16 protein-coding genes and 2 pseudogenes are annotated in these 23,813 nt (G+C 34.8%); 15 read left to right on the top strand and 3 right to left on the bottom strand.

The features are described 5' to 3' along the window. Positions 1–3 precede the first annotated feature (3 nt). From LJY17_RS05585 to LJY17_RS05520, 13 genes and pseudogenes are all read left to right on the top strand, one after another. Positions 4–474: a hypothetical protein gene (locus tag LJY17_RS05585; protein WP_264542859.1), complete on the top strand. Its 471-nt coding sequence runs from the start codon at positions 4–6 to the stop codon at positions 472–474. Positions 475–510: 36 nt separating this feature from the next. After that, complete coding sequence (locus LJY17_RS05580) at positions 511–1,260, top strand: DUF3347 domain-containing protein (RefSeq protein WP_264542858.1); 750 nt, start codon at positions 511–513, stop codon at positions 1,258–1,260. Between the two features lies 1 nt (position 1,261). Then, positions 1,262–1,732 carry a heme-binding domain-containing protein gene (locus LJY17_RS05575; protein WP_264542857.1) on the top strand — a complete coding sequence of 157 codons (471 nt, stop codon included), beginning with the start codon at positions 1,262–1,264 and terminating at the stop codon, positions 1,730–1,732. A gap of 6 nt (positions 1,733–1,738) precedes the next feature. Continuing rightward, a pseudogene (locus tag LJY17_RS15860) lies at positions 1,739–4,966 on the top strand (efflux RND transporter permease subunit). Continuing rightward, positions 4,953–6,206, top strand: coding sequence for a TolC family protein (locus tag LJY17_RS05560; RefSeq protein ID WP_026704796.1), 1,254 nt, complete (start codon positions 4,953–4,955; stop codon positions 6,204–6,206). The pseudogene LJY17_RS15860 and the gene LJY17_RS05560 overlap by 14 nt, the downstream one beginning before the upstream one ends. Before the next feature lie 2 nt (positions 6,207–6,208). Continuing rightward, a complete protein-coding gene (locus tag LJY17_RS05555) occupies positions 6,209–7,456 on the top strand; it encodes an HlyD family efflux transporter periplasmic adaptor subunit (RefSeq protein WP_231836801.1) in 1,248 nt (415 codons plus the stop codon). A gap of 2 nt (positions 7,457–7,458) precedes the next feature. Next, entirely contained in the window at positions 7,459–8,706 is a 1,248-nt protein-coding gene (locus LJY17_RS05550; RefSeq protein ID WP_026726773.1) for an efflux RND transporter periplasmic adaptor subunit, read from the top strand. A 14-nt stretch (positions 8,707–8,720) separates the two neighbouring features. After that, positions 8,721–9,965 (top strand): hypothetical protein, encoded by a 1,245-nt coding sequence (locus tag LJY17_RS05545; protein ID WP_264542855.1) that lies wholly within the window; start codon positions 8,721–8,723, stop codon positions 9,963–9,965. A gap of 10 nt (positions 9,966–9,975) precedes the next feature. Continuing rightward, the gene (locus LJY17_RS05540; protein ID WP_026726771.1) at positions 9,976–10,536 is read left to right on the top strand and encodes a helix-turn-helix domain-containing protein; all 561 of its coding nucleotides are present in this window, start codon (positions 9,976–9,978) and stop codon (positions 10,534–10,536) included. Positions 10,537–10,614: 78 nt separating this feature from the next. Next, positions 10,615–13,152, top strand: a complete 2,538-nt coding sequence (locus LJY17_RS05535) for a heavy metal translocating P-type ATPase (protein WP_264542854.1) — start codon at positions 10,615–10,617, stop codon at positions 13,150–13,152. Positions 13,153–13,170: 18 nt separating this feature from the next. Further along, positions 13,171–13,509, top strand: a pseudogene (locus tag LJY17_RS05530) (MerC domain-containing protein); the annotation flags it as partial. 51 nt (positions 13,510–13,560) lie between these two features. Beyond that, a complete protein-coding gene (locus tag LJY17_RS05525) occupies positions 13,561–13,779 on the top strand; it encodes a GDCCVxC domain-containing (seleno)protein (protein ID WP_026726769.1) in 219 nt (72 codons plus the stop codon). Between the two features lie 17 nt (positions 13,780–13,796). Beyond that, positions 13,797–16,025 carry a multicopper oxidase domain-containing protein gene (locus tag LJY17_RS05520; RefSeq protein WP_264542853.1) on the top strand — a complete coding sequence of 743 codons (2,229 nt, stop codon included), beginning with the start codon at positions 13,797–13,799 and terminating at the stop codon, positions 16,023–16,025. 40 nt (positions 16,026–16,065) lie between these two features. Here the strand turns inward: LJY17_RS05520 and LJY17_RS05515 are convergent, their stop codons facing one another. Genes LJY17_RS05515 through LJY17_RS05505 form a run of 3 tightly spaced genes read right to left on the bottom strand, consistent with a single transcriptional unit; the run spans position 16,066 to position 18,938 of the window. Further along, a complete protein-coding gene (locus LJY17_RS05515; protein ID WP_264542852.1) occupies positions 16,066–17,292 on the bottom strand; it encodes a hypothetical protein in 1,227 nt (408 codons plus the stop codon). A 1-nt stretch (position 17,293) separates the two neighbouring features. Then, positions 17,294–17,734 (bottom strand): Rieske (2Fe-2S) protein, encoded by a 441-nt coding sequence (locus tag LJY17_RS05510; protein WP_264542851.1) that lies wholly within the window; start codon positions 17,732–17,734, stop codon positions 17,294–17,296. A 1-nt stretch (position 17,735) separates the two neighbouring features. Continuing rightward, entirely contained in the window at positions 17,736–18,938 is a 1,203-nt protein-coding gene (locus LJY17_RS05505; protein WP_264542850.1) for a di-heme oxidoredictase family protein, read from the bottom strand. A gap of 121 nt (positions 18,939–19,059) precedes the next feature. Between LJY17_RS05505 and LJY17_RS05500 the strand changes: the two genes are divergently transcribed. Together LJY17_RS05500 and LJY17_RS05495 are read left to right on the top strand one after the other, a co-directional pair. Beyond that, positions 19,060–19,386, top strand: a complete 327-nt coding sequence (locus LJY17_RS05500) for a DUF6660 family protein (RefSeq protein WP_319800119.1) — start codon at positions 19,060–19,062, stop codon at positions 19,384–19,386. Positions 19,387–19,485: 99 nt separating this feature from the next. Then, positions 19,486–23,802: a CusA/CzcA family heavy metal efflux RND transporter gene (locus tag LJY17_RS05495; RefSeq protein WP_264542848.1), complete on the top strand. Its 4,317-nt coding sequence runs from the start codon at positions 19,486–19,488 to the stop codon at positions 23,800–23,802. Positions 23,803–23,813: the final 11 nt, after the last annotated feature.

Below are 23,813 nucleotides of genomic sequence, written 5' to 3'. Positions count from 1 at the left end.
ATAATGAATGAAATTGTAAAAAGAAATAACCAAATAATTATTGCAATATTAATTGCAATAATGCCAATAATGAATTTATTCGCACAAAACGGAAACAATTCTAATGGTCCTCATAATGGAACCATCAAAAAAGTAAAAAGTTATCATATCGAAACTTTAATTAAGGATAGCAAAGTATATTTTTTCATACTTGATGAAAAATTGAAACCATTAAGCAATACTGAAATAACAGGAACAGCTTCATTAATATTTGCTGATGGAAAATCAAATAAAGTTGAATTAACAAGTATAGATACAGAAGCTTTTATTGTTAACGAAATAAATGCAAATACGTATACCGATATTCAAGTAACTTTTAAAATAAGAGGAAAATCTATCTCAACAATATTTTCAAAAGATAGAAAACTAGAACGTATTCCTAAAGAAATAACGAAACATTATCACGAACAAAGCACAGAACATAGTTACAAATAAAAATTATTTAATAATAACTTCAAAATTTTAAAAAAAATGAAAAAAGTAGTAATTTTAATAGCATTAGTTACAACATTAATCTCTTGTAACAAAACAACAAAGTCAGAGGGGGGTGAAAACACATCTACCGAAAACAATATGAGCGATACTCAAAAAGACCAACTTTTCGCTTGTCCAATGCACCCTGAAGTAACAGGAAAAAAAGGAGAAAAATGCTCCAAATGTGGTATGGAATTAACAGAACCAGTTGTACAAAAAGAACCATCTCATGACCATAGCGATGGTACTCATGATCATAATGATAATTCAACAGTCGAACCAAAAGTGGTAGAAACTACACAAACTTCTTCCACTCCGTTTTCTACTAATGGGATCATTGATGATTATTTAAAAATCAAGAACGCTCTAACTAAAGATGATGCTAATGGTGCAGCTAAAGCAGGTAAAACTTTGTATAAAACGTTTAATTCTATTAATACAACTAGTTTAACCGCGAGTCAGAAAAAAGAGTACTTAGACATTGCTGATGATGCTAAAGAACACGCAGAGCATATTGGCGACAATGCAGGTAAAATTGACCATCAAAGAGAACATTTTGCCATACTAAGTAAGGACATCAATGATTTAATAAAACTTTTGGGTTCAAATAAAAAATTATATCAGGACCATTGTCCAATGTATGACGACGGTAAAGGCGCTATTTGGATCAGCGAATCCAAAGAAATCAAAAATCCATATTATGGCTCTAAGATGCTTACTTGTGGCAGTTTGAAAAAGACGTTATAAAATGAAAAATAGTTTAAAGAAAGTAGGTATTTTACTTTTTTTGGTAGTGGTTGCAATACAATTTTATCAACCTGCCCTGAATCAAAATCCCGACCAGGATTATACAAATGATTTTATTATTACAACCAATGCACCAAGTAATATTTCAAAACTTATAAAGACATCTTGTTACGATTGTCACAGCAATAACACTGACTATTTGTGGTATGATTACCTTCAGCCTGTTCGAATGTTTGTAGAAAAACATATAACAGATGGGAAAAAAGAGTTAAACTTTAATGAGTTTGGCAGTTATTCAAATCGAAAGCAGCAAAGTAAACTAGAAGCCATCGGTAAACAAATTAAATCGGATGAAATGCCATTAACTTCATATACCCTATTACATCGCGATGCAATAATTAATGAAGTCCAAAAACAGGAATTAATAACCTGGATTAATTCAATAAAACAAAACAGTTTATCTGAAAAATAAGGAAATATGGTAGAAAAACTAATAACATTCTCACTAAAAAACAGAGCAATTGTGCTACTGGTTTCGGCTTGTTTATTTGTGTGGGGAATCTATAGCGTGAAACAAAATCCTATAGATGCTATCCCTGATTTATCAGAAAATCAGGTTATTGTATTTACCGAGTGGATGGGTAGAAGCCCACAGGTTATTGAGGCACAAGTAACTTATCCTTTGGTTTCTAATCTTCAAGGGATACCAAAAGTTAAAAATATACGGGGAGCCTCCATGTTTGGGATGAGTTTTGTCTATATCATTTTTGAAGACAATGTAGATACCTACTGGGCAAGAACCCGTGTGTTGGAACGATTAAATTATGCCCAACGTTTACTTCCACAAAATGTTGTTCCAACCTTAGGACCAGATGGTACAGGTGTTGGCCATATTTTTTGGTATCATTTGGAAGCTAACGGAATGGATCTTGGGGAACAACGTGCCTTACAGGATTGGTATGTGAAATTTGCACTGCAAACTGTTCCCGGTGTAGCAGAAGTTGCTTCATTCGGAGGTTTTGAAAAGCAATATCAATTGGTTTTAGATCCACTAAAAATGCAGTATTATAATGTCAGTATGATGGAAGTAATGAATGCTGTTAAGGCTAATAACAATGATGTAGGCGGCCGAAAGTTTGAAATGAGTAATATGTCTTATATCATTAGAGGTTTAGGCTACATAAAGAACAGTAAAGATGTCGAGGATATTTCGATTAAAAATTACAATTCTATCCCTGTGAAGGTAAAAGACATAGGTTCAGTACAAATGGGTGGAGATTTACGCCTTGGAATTTTTGACCAAAACGGAACTGGGGAAGTCGTAGGCGGTATAGTGGTAATGCGTTACGGCGAAAATGCTGATAAAGTCATCAAAGCGGTTAAAGCAAAGATGAAAGAAGTTGAAAAAGGATTGCCCGAAGGAGTGAAATTTAAAACTTCCTATGACAGAAGCGAGTTAATCGAAAAAGCTATTGAATCTGTCAAGGGAACACTTATAGAAGAAATGATAGCAGTTTCACTCGTTATCTTAATTTTTCTGTTCCATTGGAGAAGCGCCCTTATAATCTTAATTCAACTTCCTATATCCGTAGCAATTGGCTTCATATTGCTTGAAGCATTTGGTATTTCATCTAATATTATGTCATTAACCGGTATTGCACTCGCTATTGGAGTTGTTGTGGATGATGGAATTGTAATGGTTGAAAACGCCTACAGGACAATCTCAGAGAAACAAGAAGAAATGATTGATAACAAGTAAATTGGTATGATGATAGAAAAAATTAAAAATTTATTTAAAAAGGAACACGACCCTTTATCCTCTGATGAAAAACTTCAACTAATTGAAAAATCATCAAAGTTAGTAGGACCGGGTGTTTTTTACTCAACACTGATCGTAATTGCGTCTTTTCTACCGGTTTTTTTACTCACAGGTATGGAAGGAAAATTATTTAGTCCCTTGGCTTGGACAAAATCATTCATTCTAATCGTTGATGCTTTTTTAGCCATTACACTCACACCGGTGCTTATAAGCTTTTTATTAAAAGGTAAACTTCGTCCTGAGAATAAAAACCCAATCAATAAAAAACTGGAAAGTGTATACACTCCTATTTTGGTTTTTTGTTTGAAATGGAGGAAAACGGTTTTAGGAATTAATGTAGTAGCTTTACTAATCGGTTTAGTCATGTTTACTCGTTTAGGTTCCGAGTTTATGCCACCATTGGATGAAGGTTCAGTACTTTTCATGCCGGTTACCTTGCCCGATGTTTCAAACTCGGAAGTAAAAAGAATATTGCAGGTTCAAGACAAATTGATAAAATCAATTCCCGAAGTAGACCATGTATTGGGAAAAGCTGGTAGAGCCAATACTGCTACAGATAATAGCCCTATTAGCATGATTGAAACCATCATTTTATTAAAACCTCAAAGTGAATGGAGAGAAGGAAAAACAAAGAATGATATTATAACCGAAATAAATAATAAACTCCAAATTCCGGGAGTAACCAACGGCTTTACACAGCCTATCATTAATAGAATAAACATGCTATCTACTGGTATTCGAACAGATGTTGGAATTAAAGTTTATGGAGAAAGTTTAGATACCATTAATGCACTATCTCAAAAAATCAAAAAAGCACTCGAAGGTACTTCGGGTGTAAAAGATTTGTATGCGGAGCCAATAACTGGTGGAAGGTACATTGACATTGAGCCAAAGAGGGAGCTTTTGGGCAGATACGGCCTTTCAATTGACGATATTAATGCAGTTGTTGAAGCAGCTATCGGAGGAATGAAACTGACAACTACAATTGAAGGACGACAACGCTTCTCTGTAAATGCAAGATATGCACAAGAATATAGAAACAGTATTGATGCACTGAAAAAATTGCAAGTCCAAACGATGCAATATGGCCCAATTCCTTTAGAAACCATTGCAGAGGTAAAAATAAGCGATGGGCCGCCTATGATAAATAGCGAAAATGCCATGCTTCGGGGAAGTGTGCTGTTTAATGTACGTGATCGAGATTTAGGTAGTACTGTGAAAGAAGCTCAGAAAAAATTAAATTCAATGATGTCTAAAATGCCAAAAGGATATTACATTGAATGGAGTGGCCAGTGGGAAAATCAGTTGAGAGCCAATAAAACGCTAAGCATGATACTACCAATTGTGGTGATAATTATCTTCCTTATTTTATATTTTACTTACCACTCCATGAAAGAATCCCTCATTACAATGATAACAGTGCCTTTTGCTTTAATCGGTGGTGTTTTTATGGTCTATTTCTACGGAATAAATTTATCTGTTGCGGTTGCGGTTGGTTTTATTGCCCTCTTCGGAATGGCCATTGAAACAGCTATGTTAATGACGATCTATTTAAATGAATCGATGAACAAAATGGTTGAGAAATACGGAAATAGCAAAGAGGTTATCACCGAAGAAATATTGAGACAATATATTATTGATGGATCAGCCAAAAGGTTGCGACCAAAACTAATGACGGTTTCTGTTTCTTTATTTGGTCTTATTCCGATACTTTGGGCAACAGGTACAGGTGCCGATGTAATGTTACCTATCACAGTTCCTCTTATTGGTGGGACAATTACTTCTACAATTTATGTATTATTAGTAACTCCTATTGTTTTTGAAATGGTGAAACTTCACGAATTAAAAACTAAAGGCAAAATAGAACTTATAGATGTTAAAGAATAAATATTATATCGTTATAAGCTTTTTGATTTTAAGCTTTACAATTGCTAATGCACAGATTGTTTCACTGGATAATATCTTGAGCACAATCAAAACCGATAATCCGCAGCTAAAAATGTATGATGCCGATATCCAAAGTATGGATGCTGCTGCAAAAGGGGCTAAAAGCTGGATGGCACCTCAAGTAGAAACCGGTTTTTTTATGACGCCCTACAATACCAAAATGTGGAAAGCAGATGATATGAGTCCTGGCATGGGCAGTTATATGATTGGAGTCTCACAAATGATTCCCAATTCAAAAAAACAAAATGCCGAATACAAGTATATGAACGCAATGTCATCTGTTGAAAAAGAAAACAAAAATTACACTTTAAATCAGCTTTATGCTATAGCCAAGACAAATTATTATCAATGGCTTGTACTAAACAAAAAAGTCAAAGTGGCCAATGATAACTTACTACTCTTAAAATACATGATAAAAAGCATGGAAATAAGATACCAGTACAATATGGATAAACTCCCCACTTATTATAAAGCAAAATCTCAATATAATGAGTTAGAAAGTATGATTATAATGCTTCAGAATGATATTTCACAAAAAAGAATTATGCTCAACACTCTAATGTCAAGAGATAAAAATATGGTGTTTGAAATTGAAGAAGCATTCGAACTAAAGGAATACAATTCACAACTATTGGACACCTCATCAATTTCCAAAAACAGAAGTGATATAAATGCCATCAAAAGAACCATGGAAGTAAACCAACTGAAAATTGATGCAGAAAAATCAAAATTTCTACCCGAATTTGGAGTTAAATATGACCACATGTTTGCTTTTGGACAACAGCCACAGCAATTCTCACTAATGGGCATGATGACTATCCCCATGCCTTGGTCAACAAAAATGAACAAAGCCAATATCAGTAGCTTTCAAATTAAAAATGAAAGTCTCAATTGGCAAAAACAAATGATTTTAAATGAAACAGTTGGAATGATTTCGGGCATGAATACAGAGCTTTCTAACCTCAATAAACAATACAATATCTCCGAAAAAAGCATCATCCCTTCATTGCGCAAAAATTATGATACCGCCGTTTTGGCTTGGCAAAATAACACTGGTGATTTGTTCATTGTCTTAGACGCATGGGAAGCTTTGAACATGGCCCAAATGGACGCTCTCGACAAATTGCAGTCCATACTAAACACTCAGGTCGAAATCGAAAAACAACTCGAAATTAAGTAACTATGAATAAGTATATAAAATATGGTTTGATTCTAGGTATAATAGCAATAATCGGTTCTGCTATTTATTTCTATGTCATAAAACCTGAAGTACATGACGCAAGCTCTCATCAAAACGTTGTCTATACCTGTTCAATGCATCCGCAAATTATTAGAGATAAACCTGGAAACTGCCCTATTTGCGGAATGACTTTAGTAAAAAAAGTAATTGACAATCATGCTATTGAAGATTATAATATTGAAAATGTCATCAAGCCAACAGATAACTTTGTAGTGGGTAAATTTCAAACTATAACAGCAATAGATTCAACTTTAAGTGGTGAAATCAATCTTCCTGGCACTGTCGCTTATGACCCAAATTCAGCGGTAAATATTGCAGCAAGAATAAGTGGCCGAATTGAAAAAATATATGTGAATTTTAAATACCAACGAATTAATAAAGGACAAAAATTATTTGATTTATATAGCCCTGAACTTTTAACTGAGCAAGAAAACTTTATTTATTTACTTTCAAATGATATTGATAACAGCTCAATTATTGAGGCATCAAAACAAAAGTTGTTGCTTTACGGTATGACTCAAAATCAAATAAGTGCTTTAGCTAATTCAAAAAAAGCCAATCCTAAAATAGCCATTTACAGTCCTTCTAATGGAATTGTCATAGGGTCAGAAACAATGGTTACTCCATCAAATTCTGCAATGCAAAGTATGAATAACAGTACTGAAAAACTTGAGTTAAAAGAAGGAAACTATGTCAAAAAAGGAGAAGTTGTGTTTAAATTAGTAAATACTGATAAAGTTTGGGGAGTATTCAACATTACTCAGGAAAGCAGCAGTTTTATTGAAGTCAATCAAGCCATTAAAATAACTTCTGAACTCAATGCTGAAGAATCAATAGAAGCGAAAATAAATTTTATTGAAACACAATTTAATGCTACCGACAAAACCAATAGAATTAGGGTTTATTTAAACAACAATACACTCAAATTGCCGATAGGTTTGAGATTGCAAGGTATTATAAAAACACGGTCAATTAGCGGTCTTTGGATACAAAAAAACGCATTGGTAAGTACAGGTAATAAAAAAATTGTTTTTGTTAAATCTCACAATGGTTTTAAAGCAACACCGGTAAAAACAGGGTTTGAACTGAACGGTTATATTCAAATCATTAAAGGTATTTCTGTTAGTGATACTATTGCAAAAAATGCACAATATTTAATCGATAGCGAAAGCTTTATTAAAACGGAGTAAGTATGAAAAATTTAAATCAAATAGGCATCTTTTTATTGCTTTCCCTAATATTTACAGCTTGTAATTCTTCTAAAAAAGAAGACCATTCTCAGCATGAGAATAAAAAAGAAGACCACTCTCAACATGATAAAAATAAAGAAACTACTTTTTATACATGTTCTATGGATCCTCAAGTAAAAGAAGATAAACCCGGCAAGTGTCCTATTTGCCACATGGAGTTAACACCCATAAAACAGGATGATAGTGAGGTTAACCAAATAAGTTTAAGTAAACAACAAATTCAACTTGGTAATATCACAACTCAAGTTATAGGACAAACACAAAACAATTTAGAACAAAACTACACAGGTGTTTTAACATTCAATCAAGAAAAATCTAAAACCTTTTCTTCAAAAGCAATGGGTAGAATTGAAAAATTATATTTCAAATCCACTGGTGATTACCTATCCAAAAACCAGCCTGTCTTTCAATTATACAGTGAGGATATTGCAATAGCAAAACAAGACTATTATACAGCATTTAAACAACTGGAAATGCCCGGTAATTTTGGAAAAAACGCAAAAAATATAATGAATGCCGCCAAACAAAAACTCTTATTCTATGGTTTGTCCAATACTCAAATTGAGAATATTAAAAGTAATAAAGATGTTTCCCCATATACCACATTTTATAGCACTGTCAGCGGCACAGTTTCAGAAATAAGTACTGCTGAAGGAAGCTATATCATGGAAGGCGAACCAATCATCAAAGTAACTGATTTGAATAAACTCTGGCTTGAAACACAAGTTAATATCAACTACTTCAAAAGCCTCAAAATAGGCCAAATTGCTACAATAACATTTGTCGATTTCCCTGATAAATCAATAAGCGCTAAAATCTCATTTATCAATCCTGAAATAAACCCGGAAACCCGTTTACTTTTGATTCGATTTGAAATACCAAATCAAAATCTAATTTTAAAACCGGGAATGCAGGCCATTGCAAAATTGATGATTTCCGGCGGTAAAGGAATATACATTCCCACCGATGCAGTAATTAGAGAAGAAAACGCATCCTACATCTGGGTAGAAAAAAAACCGGGTGTTTATGAAAATCTAATGGTAGAAACAGGAATTGAAACTAATGGACTGATAGAAATCAAAACAAAAATTGCCAATGGTCAAAAAGTAGTGATAACGGGTGCCTATGCCATCAATAGCGAATATAAATTCCGCAAAGGCAGTAACCCGATGGAAGGAATGAAAATGTAATTTAAATAGTAAGAATGAACAATTTTAATCAAATAATACAGCAATACAAAAACGATACAGAGAGTGTTTATAATACTTGGTTTGTTGACAATGACCAACGGTTAAAGGCATTCAGAACTATCCGCCGCGGAATTATTCAGGTTGTTGAAGATATCAAAAACAAATCATTCCCAAACGATTTTAAAAATAGCAGCTTAGAATTTGTACTGAATTGCATTGCCGAGCAAAAACAGGTATTTGTTGGGGTTTCACATCCTTTTTATTGGAAACCAAAACTCCGAATTCCTGATATCTATGAAAATCAAACCAATAAAATTGCTTTTGGCCAATTCTTAGAAAATTGTATTAACGCAAAAAATGAAGAACAGGTACTTAAAGAAATTGTTAAACTGGACGAATTACGCATCAAAGGATTGGGGCCGGCCGTTGCCAGTATTTTGTATTTTTTGCACCCAACGTGGTTTCCTCCTTTCAACACGGCAATTGTAAATGGTTTTAATTTTTTATTCAAGGATAAAAAAAAAATGGGGAGCTGGAGTGAATACTTAAAAATTAGAGAGACACTACTGGAAACAAATTCAAAATTCAAATCGGAACTATCCAATGATTTAGGTGCAATCGCAGGATTGTGTTTTGAAATTGGGACTCAAAAAATGCTAATAGGAAATGATGATTATCTGAGTGAAGAAGAGCGTCATAAATTCGAAAAAAACATAGTAAAACGCCAAAAAGAAATTATCGAAGAAAAAAAAGAAGATAATCTGCATAGTGAAATGCAATACCATCTATTGAAAATTGGGGCATCATTAGGATTCGATGTTACACCGGCAAGTAATGATAAAAGCAAAGCTTTCAACGGACAAAATTTTTCTTTTATCTCTATAAATAAATTCCCTGAATTACCTTGTGACAAAGACACTCAGAACACCATCAAACTCATAGATGTTTTATGGTTTGAAAAAGGAACTGACAACATTATCGGAGCATTTGAAGTAGAAAAAAGCACTAGTATTTACTCTGGGATTTTGCGTCTTTCAGATCTTTATTTCAGTATTTCTGATGGTGATGAAGTATTTTATATCATAATCCCTGACAGTCGCGAAAAAGATGTCATTCAGCAACTCAATAGACCTGTTATAAAAAATTCAAAAATGAATATTAAATACATTCTCTTTTCAGAACTAAGAACCAATTGTGATGCAATTTGCAAATTCGGTACAGACCATTCGATCATGGATAAAATAGCAAAAACAATTTAATAACTCAATGATGAAGCTACACATTAAAAATATGGTATGCAGCCGCTGCAAGATAGTAGTAAAATCTGTATTTGAAAATATGGGCATCAATCCTGTTTCAGTTGATTTAGGTGAAGTTGAATTGAAAAATGACATTCAGGAAATCCAAAAAAACGAATTATTAAAAAAGCTTCATGCTGTAGGCTTTGATTTGATTGATGATAGGAAAAGCAAAACTATCGATAAGATTAAAACATTGATTATTGATTTGGTTCAAAATAAAAACAATCATTTAAAAACAAATCTATCCGAGTTTCTATTCCAAGAGCTACACCAAGACTATAATACCTTGAGCAACCTCTTTTCCGAAGTAGAAAACACAACAATTGAAAAATACTTCATTAATCTGAAAATTGAGAAAGTAAAAGAGTTGATCATCTATGATGAATTATCCCTAAGCCAAATAGCTTACTCTTTAAACTATAGTAGCGTTTCACATTTAAGTAATCAATTCAAAAAAGTAACCGGCTTTTCACCAACACACTTTAAGAATATAAAAACCATTAAACGAAAGCAAATCGAAGACTTATAAATCTTGCAAATCAAACCCAAAATTTTGCAAATACAAAAAGCAGTTATGATAGAAATTTGTATTAAAATAATATAAAAAATGATACATACTTACAGCATTACCGGAATGACTTGCGATGGTTGTCGCTCTAAAGTCGAGAAAGCATTGAATACTATTGATGGTATTGAAGCAAAAGTTTCATTAAGCCCACCAGTGGCCATAATTACTATGGACAAACACATTCCAACATCAAAGTTGCAGGAAGCACTGACGACTGTTGGAAAATACACCATAGAAATGAGCAATGATAAAACTACAGAAGATACTACAACTAATGAATCCGCTGCAAAGTCATGTTGTTCTACTCATGAGCATAATTATAAAAAAGAGGCTGTTATACCAACCAACGCCGCTGGTAAATATTATTGCCCAATGCATTGCGAAGGCGAAAAAGTCTATGACAAAGCGGGCGATTGTCCTGTGTGTGGAATGGATCTAGTCAAAGCACCTGAACTAACCGTAAACAAGACACTATATACTTGTCCAATGCATCCCGAAGTAATTAGTGAAACTCCGGGTTCCTGTCCTATATGCGGTATGGATTTAGTACCAATGGAACCAAGCGAAAGCGAAGACCAAAGGACTTATAAAGATTTGGTTAAGAAAATGAAAATAGCAGTTGTGTTTACAGTTCCCATTTTCGCCATTGCCATGATTGAAATGGCACACAATAATCCTTTATTGCAACTAATGGATGCGGACAAATGGAACTGGGTACAGCTTATTTTATCTCTTCCTGTTGTTTTTTATGCCTGTTGGGTATTTTTTGTCCGCGCCTGGAAATCAATTATTACTTGGAATCTGAATATGTTCACACTCATCGGAATTGGAACGGGAGTGGCATTTTTATTTAGTTTAGTCGGAATGTTTTTTCCGGATATTTTTCCAAGTGAATTCAAAACAGAACACGGAACTGTATTATTATACTTTGAAGCAACAACAGTTATTCTGACTTTAGTTTTGTTAGGACAATTACTCGAAGCAAGGGCACACAGCCAAACCAGCGGAGCTATCAAAGAATTATTAAAACTTGCGCCAACTGAAGCTACTTTGGTTATTGATGGCGGTGATAAAGTAATATCAATCCACGACATCAAAAAAGGCGATTTATTGAGAGTAAAACCCGGAGATAAAATTCCTGTTGACGGTAAAATAACCGATGGGGAAAGCAGTATAGATGAAGCCATGATTACTGGTGAGCCAATACCGGTTGATAAAAAGAAAGGCGATAACGTAATTTCCGGAACAATAAACGGAAACAAATCATTTGTGATGATAGCCGAAAAAGTAGGTTCCGAAACCTTGCTATCTCAAATCGTGCAAATGGTAAATGATGCCAGTCGTTCACGAGCTCCAATTCAGAAATTAGCAGATAGTATCTCCAAGTACTTTGTGCCAATTGTGGTTATTATATCAGCAATAACCTTTTTTGTTTGGGCAAAATTTGGTCCCGAACCAGCATTAGTATATGGTTTTATAAATGCCATTGCAGTATTAATTATTGCCTGTCCCTGTGCATTAGGCTTAGCAACCCCAATGTCAGTAATGGTAGGTGTTGGTAAAGGGGCACAATCAGGCGTTTTGATAAAGAACGCTGAAGCTTTAGAGAATATGAATAAGGTTAATGTGTTAATTACCGATAAAACAGGAACCATCACCGAAGGAAAACCATCTGTCGAAAAAATTTATGCATCCAATAACAACGATAGTGACTTATTGCAAAGCATCGCTTCCTTAAATCAATATAGTGAACATCCACTGGCACAAGCTGTGGTAATTTATGCCAAAACAAAATCCATTTCTTTAATCGAAGTAAAAGATTTTGAAGCCATTGCCGGAAAGGGTGTTATAGGAACAGTGACTAATAAAAAAGTGGCATTAGGCAATAAAAAACTAATGGAGCAAGTCAAGGCAACAGTTTCTGACGATTTAGAAAACAAAATCATTACCGAACAAAAATTAGGTAAAACGGTTTCATACATAGCCATTGATGGCGTTGCTGTTGGTTTTGTATCAATTACAGATGCTATTAAAACTTCTAGCAGAGACGCAATAAAAGAATTAATGCAACAGGGTGTCGAGGTAATCATGATGACTGGTGACAATGTTAATACAGCCAAAGCAGTTGCTGATGAATTGGGATTAACAACTTATAAAGCAAGATGTTTACCCGAAGACAAACTCAAAGAAATTAAAAAATTACAAGCCGAAGGCAAAATTGTGGCCATGGCAGGCGATGGTATAAACGACGCACCGGCATTAGCCCAAGCCAATATTGGAATTGCAATGGGAACTGGAACAGATGTCGCTATAGAAAGTGCCAAAATAACTTTAGTCAAAGGAGATTTACAAGGCATTGTAAAAGCTAAGAATTTAAGCCATGCTGTTATGAGAAATATTAAGCAAAATCTATTTTTTGCCTTTTTCTATAATGTATTGGGAGTACCAATCGCAGCTGGAGTTTTATATCCTGTTTTCGGTATTTTACTATCTCCTATGATTGCAGCTTTAGCAATGTCTTTCAGCTCTGTATCCGTAATTGTAAATGCATTAAGATTAAGAAGTTTAAAACTCTAATAAAAAATAATAAAAAGAATGAAAATAGCAAATAATATAGATAAATTCGGAACAATTGGTATGTTCTTCACAGCAATATTTTCACCTTGTTGCTTTCCACTTTTTGCATTTGCAGCATCTGCTTTAGGTTTAGGTAGTTTTGAACTTTTTGGCGGATGGACGATGTGGATTTTTCAAGGTATGGTTCTAGTTTCTGTTATTGGTTTTTTTCTTTCCTATCATAGGCATAAAAGTCTATATCCTTTATTAATAGCAATTCCAAGTACATTGGTCATTTTTTACAGCTATTATTTTTGCAATAATGATTATCAAGTATATTTTTTATATGCTGGTATGTTTGGGCTTCTTATTGCTACAATAGTTAATTATTACAGAAATAAACTTCATAATGGTTGCGACACATGTACCATCTACAATGGTAAATTAGTAGAACTAAAATCAAAAATTACATGTCCAAATTGCGGTCATAAAAAAGAGGAAATAATGCCTACAAATGCCTGCGAGTTTTTTTATGAATGTGAAAATTGTAAAAAAAGATTACGTCCATTAGAAGGGGATTGTTGTGTATACTGTAGTTACGGAAGTGTAAAATGCCCGCCAATTCAAGTTGGAACTGGTTGTTGTTAAAATATAAAATATTACTTATGAAAATTAAATTATCAATTCTTATAGCATTTACTACATTAAGTATAACTGCTCAAAATATAGTACGTTACGATTTATATGTAAGAGATACCATAGTAAACTATTCCGGAAAAGAAAAAAGAGCAATAGCAGTGAATGGTCAAATACCAATGCCTACATTAACTTTTACTGAAGGTGATATTGCAGAAATTTATGTGCATAATGAGTTAGAAGAGGAAACATCATTACATTGGCATGGTTTGTTTTTGCCAAATAAAGAAGATGGAGTGCCTAATCTTACGCAAATGCCTATCAAACCGGGTACAATTCATAAATACACTTTCCCGATAATCCAAACCGGAACCCATTGGTACCATAGCCATTCAGGTTTACAGGAGCAAATTGGAATGTATGGAATGTTTATAATGAACAAAAAACAGAATGATCCAACATTTAGAAAAGGAATTGATGACTTACCAACTGTTCCAATAATTTTAAGTGAATGGACGGATATGAAACCAGAAAATGTACATCGGATGCTTCATAATGCAACGGATTGGTTTGCAATTAAAAAAGGGACTACTCAAAGTTATGTAGAGGCAATTCGAGGAGGTCATTTTAAAACTAAAATTACAAACGAGTGGAAGCGTATGAACGCTATGGATGTGAGTGATGTGTATTATGAAAAATTTCTAATAAATGGTAAAAATGAAAGTCAGTTATCTCAATTTAAGGTTGGTGATAAAGTACGTCTTCGGATAGCCAATGGTGGTGCATCATCATACTTTTGGTTAACCTATGCAGGAGGTAAAATTACTGTAGTGGCAAATGACGGTAATGATGTTGAGCCTGTTGAAGTAGACAGACTCATCATAGCTGTTTCAGAAACATATGATGTTGTAGTTACCATTCCAGCGGAAAACACTTCTTATGAATTTTTGGCAACTGCCGAAGATAGAACCAAGTCCGCATCATTGTATATTGGGGACGGTATTAGGCAGTTAATATCCCCATTGCCAAAACTCAAATATTTTGAGGGAATGAAAATGATGAATGATATGATGAAAATGAACGGAGATTTAGATGATATGGGAATGCAGATGTCCTTGAACCAAATGGATATGAATGTGGTGATGTATCCTGAAATTACTGGGCAATCAGTTAAAAAGAACGAAAATAAAATGGACAATATGGCAATGCCGGAAAACCAATATAATAGTAATAAACTCTCTAACATTACCACTTTAAATTATGCAATGCTGAAATCACCTACGAAAACAACTTTGCCAAAAGATGCTCCAGTAAAAGAATTGCGTTTCGAATTATCCGGTAACATGAACCGATATGTTTGGAGTTTGGATAACAAAGTTGTTTCTGAAACAGACAAGATACTAATTAAAAAAGGAGAAAATGTTAGAATCATATTGCATAATGGTTCAATGATGCGCCACCCGATGCACTTGCACGGTCATGATTTCAGAGTTATAAATGGACAAGAGGAGTATGCCCCTTTAAAGAATGTCATAGATATTATGCCAATGGAAACCGATACTTTGGAATTTAACGCAAATGTTGATGGAGATTGGTTTTTTCATTGTCATATTCTATATCATATGATGGCTGGAATGGGTAGAGTTTTTACCTATGAAAATCAAGCCCCCAATCCATTAATACCCAATCCTAAATTAGCCCAACGTAAATTATTTGCAGACGATAGGCAATTTCATCTTATGGGTGAGAGTGATTTTGCAACCAACGGAATTGATGGTGAGGCTATGCTTGGTAATACACGTTGGAGTATTGGTTCCGAGTGGCGTTTAGGTTATAACGATCATCACGGTTACGAGATGGAAACCCACATCGGCAGATACATTGGGAAAATGCAATGGTTAATGCCATTTATTGGTTTTGATTGGAGATACAGAAAAATGGGTATTGATGAACATGAGAAAAATCTATTTAACCAAACAGATACTAAAGACAAGCGTGCAGTCTTCAGTGCAGGGGTAAACTATACTTTACCAATGCTCATCGTAGCACAAGCTGAAGTTTTTACAGATGGAAATTTAAGATTTCAATTGGAACGTAAAGACATACCACTTTCAAAACGACTTCGAATGGGATTAATGTGGAATACTGATTTTGAATATATGGCTGATTTGAGATATATTTTTACACGAAATTTAAGTCTTCGCACACACTATGATAGTGATATGGGGTTTGGAGCTGGAATGACTTTGAATTATTAGTTCACATAAAGACGCTTCTAATTTTAGGAGCGTTTTTTTATTAAAAGTAAGTTGAAAATCCAAACTGAATACCAGCCGTTTTCGAAGGGTCATTACCAAAAATATCCGTTTCCCATATATAACGGTAATTCAATCGGAATACCGTTTGTGACGATGGTCTGAAACTAATTCCCGGCGTAATGGCCATTACATCATCGTGAATCTTTTCGTTAGTTTCATTAAAAGTACCAACATTATAGTCGGTATATTCCATTCTGAGAGCTAAGTTTAATGTGCTGTTTTGCCAGCCTAATACATCACGTTTTAAAATGGGTTGTACAATGTCTATAAAACCACCTTTTTGTTTTGATCCAAATTGTTGTGAGTAAGTGTCAGGAACATCTATATAAGCCCAAACCCATTCGGCATTAATATAGGTTTTCCATTTCGGAACGATTGTATTGAAATCCAATGCGAATAAATCTACTCTACGTTTTTTGTCAATCTGAATGCCATCTTCCTGAAACTTATTGTAAACACCGCCCATCCATGAAATACCAAATTCACCTATTTTTCTGTGCTTTAAGGCTGTTTTTGCAGTAATTAGTGGTACACCATTAAAACTTTCTTCAAAGCGTTCATTGTTTTCTTTGGTTGCCGGAAGCCATGTTTTGTTTTGTGGATTGGAGATAATTTTATCATCGAATCCATTGGAAAAATAGCCTTCGTATGCCCAAACTAAATTATTCTTAGCATACTTTCCGAAGATTCCGAAACCTACATTACTCCATGTTGAAGGTATAATGGTGGTTGATGAAATAGGACGGTCAATAAACTCCCATTTCGGGCCATCATGATTTTGGTTGAAAGAACCTATGGGATTCATAATAATACCACCACGTAAATTGAATAACGGGTGCAACTCTACATCAAGCGAAGCAAATTCAATATTAATTTCTTTTCCCCCTTCTTCAAATTCTATTTCTGATAAAAATTTAATTCGGTTCTTTATGGTTGACGATACAAAAAGCGTCATTCTCGGCATCTGAAAAGACATTCCCTCGGTAATTCCATCAGTAGCAAAGTAACTTGTATTGGCTTCCACATAGCCACCTATTGAAATAGGTAATTTTCCTAATTTCAAAAACGGACGTGCATACACCGCATCCATATTCAAAGCTAATTTTGTGGTGTCTTTTTGTGTGGTTGCAACTTTTGTAGAATCAACCTGCGCCTGTAAAGAAAAATTTAAAAGTAAGGTTAGTGCAGTTATGTAAAGTAATTTCATTTTAGGATAATTGAATGTAAATGTTTTGTGCATCAGTCAGCACTTTAAATGCGGTTAATTGTTGCTCTGCGGGTCCTTGAATGACATCGCCGTTTTTTCCAAATTCACTTCCATGCGCCGAGCAGGTGAGTAGATCGCCATTAACGGTAAGTTCAGCGCCTTGGTGCGAGCATCGGAGTAAAAGTGCTGTATAGGTATCGTTCAGGTTTTTGTAAATGATAATCGGGTAGTTGATTCCGTCCACTTTGCTTACAACATAATTTCTGTATCGTGTAGTTGTGTTTTCAGTAATCTCAAATTCTTGTTTAGAAATGATTAGTTGATTATCTTTTATATTAGAAACCGCATAATGGGTTGAGCCACAGCTTTGCATCAAACCAGACAATCCCAAAACACCCAAACAGGAAAACCCACAAATCTTTAGAAATTCTTTTCTGTCCATACTATAAACTTTCGATGAATTTTACAAGCTTTTGCTTCTCACCTGAGGTTAGTTGCTGGTAAGCGTTTTTGCTGTTAGCTGCTTCGCCACCGTGCATCAAAATAGCCTGCTCAATACTTCTTGCCCTTCCATCGTGTAATAGAAAATATTGTCCACCTTGCGATTTTTTAGACAAACCAATTCCCCATAAAGGCGGTGTTCTCCATTCACTTGTTAGGGCTTGTCCTTCGGTATAACCATCATCCAATCCGCTTCCCATATCGTGTAAAAGTAAATCGGTGTAGGGATAGAAAGTTTTGTTGGATAATCCGGCAATGTCACTGTTTTGCGTTGTCCATTGCGGTTTATGGCATTCTGCGCATTTTAAATTTGAGAATAAAGCTTCACCAGCTTGCACTTCAGCATTGTTTTGATTTCTTCTCGGAGGAGCTTTTAACGTTCTTAAATAAAAAACAACACTGTTAACGGTTTTATTTGATACTTCGGGGTCAATCTCTAATCCGGTATAGGTATCAATAGGGGAAAAGGAAGATGTAATTCCCATATCCTGATTGTAAGCATTTACGGTTTGATGCAGTAAATCAATCGCAGCTGCTTTTTTTCCGAAACGGCCAATATATTTTCCGTTACTCTCTTGATGAAACCATTTAGGTGAAAAGAAAGAAGGAGGTGTTATGTAATTCGGTACACCCGAAATTCCGTCATTGTTGTTATCGAATGGATCGGCAACAGCTAAAATCTGCGCATCGGTTAGAGCAGCTAAAAAGCCTAAACCGGTATTGGCAGGAGGCATGAATTTAGCAGATGACGCACCGCTTGGAATTTGTTCGGGTAAGTAGCCGGGTATTGCTCTGTTTTGTAGTTGTGGTGCTCCCAAATGCATAAACTGATTACCTGATGCGTCCGATTGTCCAAAACGTGTTAAAGTGGTAAAGGGATGTCCTTTTCCATCTCCTGCATGACAAGACACACAACTTGTTGCTACAAATAAAGGTCCTAAACCTGTTTCTGCTGTAAATACTTCCTCATTAAAAGCAACATCACCTTCTATAAATTCCAAGCTTTCAGACGATGACAATCCGTCAATTGGTCCGTCTAAAATGTCTTCCATTTTAGGCTCTGGTGTTAATATATCTTCACAAGAAGTTAAGGTACAGAATCCTAAAAAGACTAACGAAATTGTTAGGAGTATGTAATTTTTCATATATGTTTGTTCTAAATAAATTTTTAGGCAATGCTAAAAAAATATTTTAGACTATACCAAAAAGCACTAAAATATTTTATCAATTGCAAAAACAAACAATTTTATTACTATTTTTACACTCGTGAAATGGTTGAACATAATATTGTCGATTTACTTGATAGCTTTGGCGTGTATGCCCTGTGCTGATATGGAAGTAAATAGTGCGGGTCATTCTTTGGCAGTGCATCAGTCAGACCGTGACAACCATTCACACGATAAGAGTAAAGATTTGTGTTCGCCTTTTTGCATCTGCAATTGTTGTGGTGCACAGATTTTGAGTTATTTTCCAGTAATCAGTTATGAATTTCCTTTAATTTCTACGGTTATTAAAACCAAAGAACCTTTTTATAAATCTGTTTTTGCTTCCAATTTCTACGGGAGTATTTGGCAGCCCCCTCAAATAGTATAATGATGCCCCGCCCATTTTGGCGGGGTTAGAAAGTTGTGGTTTTACCGCAAATGTTGGCAAAAGCGATTTTGCTTATTTTCTAATTCATTATAATATTTCATGTTAGACAAAATCATACAATTCAGTATAAAGAATAAATTCATTATACTATTATTAACCCTTGTTTTAATAGCTTGGGGGAGTTATTCCGTTAAAAATTTACCACTTGATGCTTTGCCTGATGTCACCAATAATCAGGTTCAAATTATTACAACCGCACCTACACTTGCCAGTCAGGAAGTAGAGCAATTAATTACATATCCTTTAGAGCAATCTGTAAAAACAATCCCAAAAGTAATTGAGCTTCGTAGTATTTCTCGTTTCGGACTTTCGGTAGTTACGGTCGTTTTCAAAGACGATGTAGATATTTATTGGGCAAGAGAACAAATCTTTCAAAGGCTTAGTCAAGCTAAAGAAAGTATACCTGCCTATGCAGGTTCACCAGAGTTAGGACCGATTTCTACAGGTCTTGGGGAAATTTATCAATATGATGTCTATGCTAAAAAAGGGTATGAAGATAAATATGATGCCATCAAGTTAAGAACCATTCAGGATTGGATTATTATTCCGCAATTACAAGGTGTGGAGGGTGTCGCAGAAGTAAGTACTTGGGGTGGTAAATTAAAGCAGTATGAAATCGCTGTAAATCCAAACACACTCAATAGCCTTGGGGTAACGATTACTGAAATTTTTGAAGCACTCGAAAAAAACAATCAAAATACAGGTGGTGCTTATATCGAAAAAGACCAATACTCCTATTTCATTCGCGGTGTGGGTATGGCATCAGGAATTAATGATTTGGAGAAGGTTGTAATTAAAAATCGAAATGGAGCGCCCGTTTTGGTTAGAGATGTTGCAAAGGTTAGAGAAGGTGTCGCATTACGTTATGGTGCTTCAACAAAAGACGGGAAAGGCGAAATCGTTTGTGGTATGGCTCTTATGCTCAAAGGTGAAAATTCAAAAGCTGTAAATGAAAGAGTTAAAGAAAAAATGGAACAAATCAACAAAACACTTCCTGAAGGTGTGGTTGCTGAGGCATTTATCGATAGAGGTAAGTTGGTGGATAATGCTATAGGAACGGTTACCAAAAACCTTTTGGAAGGGGCTTTAATTGTGATTTTTGTACTGATATTATTCCTTGGTAATCTTCGTGCCGGATTAATTGTAGCTTCAGTGATTCCATTATCAATGCTCTTTGCTGTGGTACTTATGAATCATTTCGGAGTTAGTGGCAACTTAATGAGTTTAGGGGCAATCGATTTTGGTATTATAGTCGACGGTGCTGTAATTATAGTCGAAGCCACAATGCACCATTTACAAAAACTAAAAAGGCAAAAGAACCTGACCCAAGCTGAAATGGATAGTGAAGTATATCATTCTGCTTCAAAAATCCGTAACAGTGCCGCTTTTGGGGAAATTATTATCCTGATCGTTTATCTGCCAATATTAGCATTAGTAGGAACAGAGGGAAAAATGTTCAAACCAATGGCTATGACGGTTGGCTTTGCTGTAATTGGAGCATTCGTTTTATCACTGACTTATGTGCCAATGATGAGTGCAATGTTTCTGTCAAAAAATACAGAACACAAACCCAACTTTAGTGATAGAATGATGGCATGGTTAGAGAAAATATATGCACCATTTTTAGAAAAAGCATTACGATTAAAAAAATCAGTTTTAGCTATTTCATTTGGGTTGTTTGCTTTGGCTCTTGTAGTTTTCCAAAATATGGGTGGCGAATTTATTCCAACCATTGAAGAAGGGGATTTAGCCATTAATGTAACTATTATGACAGGAAGTTCCTTAACGCAAATGGTTGAAACAACTACCAGATACGAAAAAATTCTAAAAGCAAAATTCCCCGAAATAAAAACTATCGTAACAAAAATCGGAAGTGGAGAAATTCCAACAGATCCAATGCCTATTGAAAGTGGCGATTTTATTATTGTTCTGAAAGACAAAAGCGAATGGACTTCGGCCGATAATTGGGAAGATTTAGCCAATTTAATGAAAGAGGAAATGGAAGCTATTCCTGGGGCGAATATTGAAATTTCCCAACCCATTCAAATGCGATTTAATGAGTTAATGACAGGAAGCCGAAGTGATATAGCGATTAAAATTTTTGGTGACGATTTAGAAATTTTAGATTCAAAAGCCAAAGAATTGATTTCTAAAGTGAATAAAATAGAAGGTATTGGCGACTTAAAAGCAGAAAAATTAGCAGGTCTGCCACAAATCACAGTCAAATACGATTACAATAAGATTGCATTATATGGTCTAAATATTGTTGATATCAACCAAATTATTCGTTCCTCATTTGCAGGCGAGAGTGCCGGTAAAATTTATGAGGAAAGCAAACGATTTGATGTAGTAGTGCGTATGAATGAAGCCAATAGAAGTGATATAACCGATGTGAGTAATTTATTTATTCCTTTGCCAAATGGTCAACAAATTCCCCTTTCTCAAGTGGCAACAATTAGCTACGAACAAGGACCAGTTCAGGTAAGCCGTGCAAATGGAAAACGAAGAATCACCGTGGGCTTAAATGTTCGTGGCCGTGATGTGAAAAGTGTCGTTGAAGAAATCCAACAAAAATTAGAAACCAACTTTAAACTTCCTTCTGGGTATTATGTTACTTATGGAGGACAATTTGAAAATTTAGTGGAAGCTAATAAACGTCTTTCAATAGCATTGCCAGTTGCGTTAGCTTTAATATTGGTGTTGTTATTTTTTACATTTAACAGTGTCAAGCAATCCATTTTAATTTTTACAGCTATTCCATTATCAGCAATAGGAGGTGTTTTCGCATTGTGGCTTCGAGGAATGCCTTTCAGTATTTCGGCAGGAATTGGATTTATTGCCTTGTTTGGTATCGCAGTTTTAAACGGGATTGTATTGATTTCTTGCTTCAATCAACTCAAAGAAGATGGAATAATTGACCCGTTGCAACGGGTTTTAAAAGGTACAAGAATACGACTTCGACCAGTTCTGATGACTGCTGCCGTTGCTTCCTTAGGTTTTATGCCAATGGCATTATCAACCAGTGGCGGTGCCGAGGTGCAAAAACCATTAGCAACCGTAGTTATTGGCGGACTATTTTCGGCAACACTACTAACCCTAATTGTTTTACCGATACTTTATTTGCTATTTGAAAACGGAATAAAAAGAAGAAAAAAGATGTCAAAGCCTATTGTAACAGTAATCATTTTATTATTTAGCACATTTTCATTTGCACAAAATAAGCAAACGGTAACTTTAGAACAAGCCATTGTTTTGGCAAAAAAGAGTAATATAAATCTCAAAATTGCCGATAAGGAAATTGAAAAACAAACGGTTCTTAAAAAAGCCTCTTTTCAAGTTGACCCTTTGCAAGTTCAATATCAAGGCGGACAGTTTAATAGTGCTGATTATGACCATAATGTTTCTATTCAACAATATTTTCCAATTGGAAAAATCACTAAAGCCAATCGTCAACTTCAGGAAGAATTAGCAAAACTGGCTGAAAAGCGAAAAGCATTATCGGAATATGAAATTGAAAAAGCAGTAACACTGGCTTATTATCAATATTTGTATGGGGTTTCTGTTCAAAAGTTGAATAATGAATTGAATGATATTTACATTAAGTTTCTGAAAAATGCCGAGTTGCGTTTTGACACTGGAGAAAGCGGCAATATCGAAGTTATAAGTGCTAAAGCGAAAGTGAAAGAAATTGAAACTCAAAAAGCACAGTTAGAATATGATTTGGTTGTCTATCAAAGACAATTACAATACTTCGTTCAAACGGAAGAGAATATTGTGCCCGATGCCAATACAACTTTGCAATATTCAAGCATATCAACTGAAAACAAGGATAAGTTAGAAGGATTGGTAAACGATTATTATACACAGCAAATTTCAGTATATCAGAAGGAAGCCAATACTTTCAAAGCATTGCGAACACCAAAACTGGGATTAGGTTATTTTGGACAAACCATTGATACCAAATCCTATTTTCAAGGTTTTACCGCTGGTTTGCAAATTCCGTTGTTTGGCGGTGTAAATAAAGCTCGTGCAAAGGCATCCGAGATAAGTATTTCACAATCTCAATTAGAATTAGATAAAAGTAAATTGACTTTGAAATTGCAAAAGGAAGAATTGCAAAATGAGTTTGAGAAACAGAAAAAAGCAGTAGCCTATTATCAAAATGAAGGATTGCAATATGCTGACCAAATTATTAAGACAGCTCAAAAAAGCTATGCTAATGGCGATATGAGTTATTGGTCATACATCAGTTTTCTAAACCAAGCGATTGATATTAAAAAGCAAAACACAGAAGCGGTAAATGCTTATAATCAAAGTGCGATTCAATTGCAATTCCCATCATTCAACAATAATTAATATTCTATTTT

It is taken from the genome of Flavobacterium hankyongi (assembly GCF_036840915.1).
GTDB lineage: Bacteria > Bacteroidota > Bacteroidia > Flavobacteriales > Flavobacteriaceae > Flavobacterium > Flavobacterium hankyongi.
The sequence above is the reverse complement of the archived record's forward strand: the minus strand, read 5'-3'. Positions and strand labels throughout refer to the sequence as shown.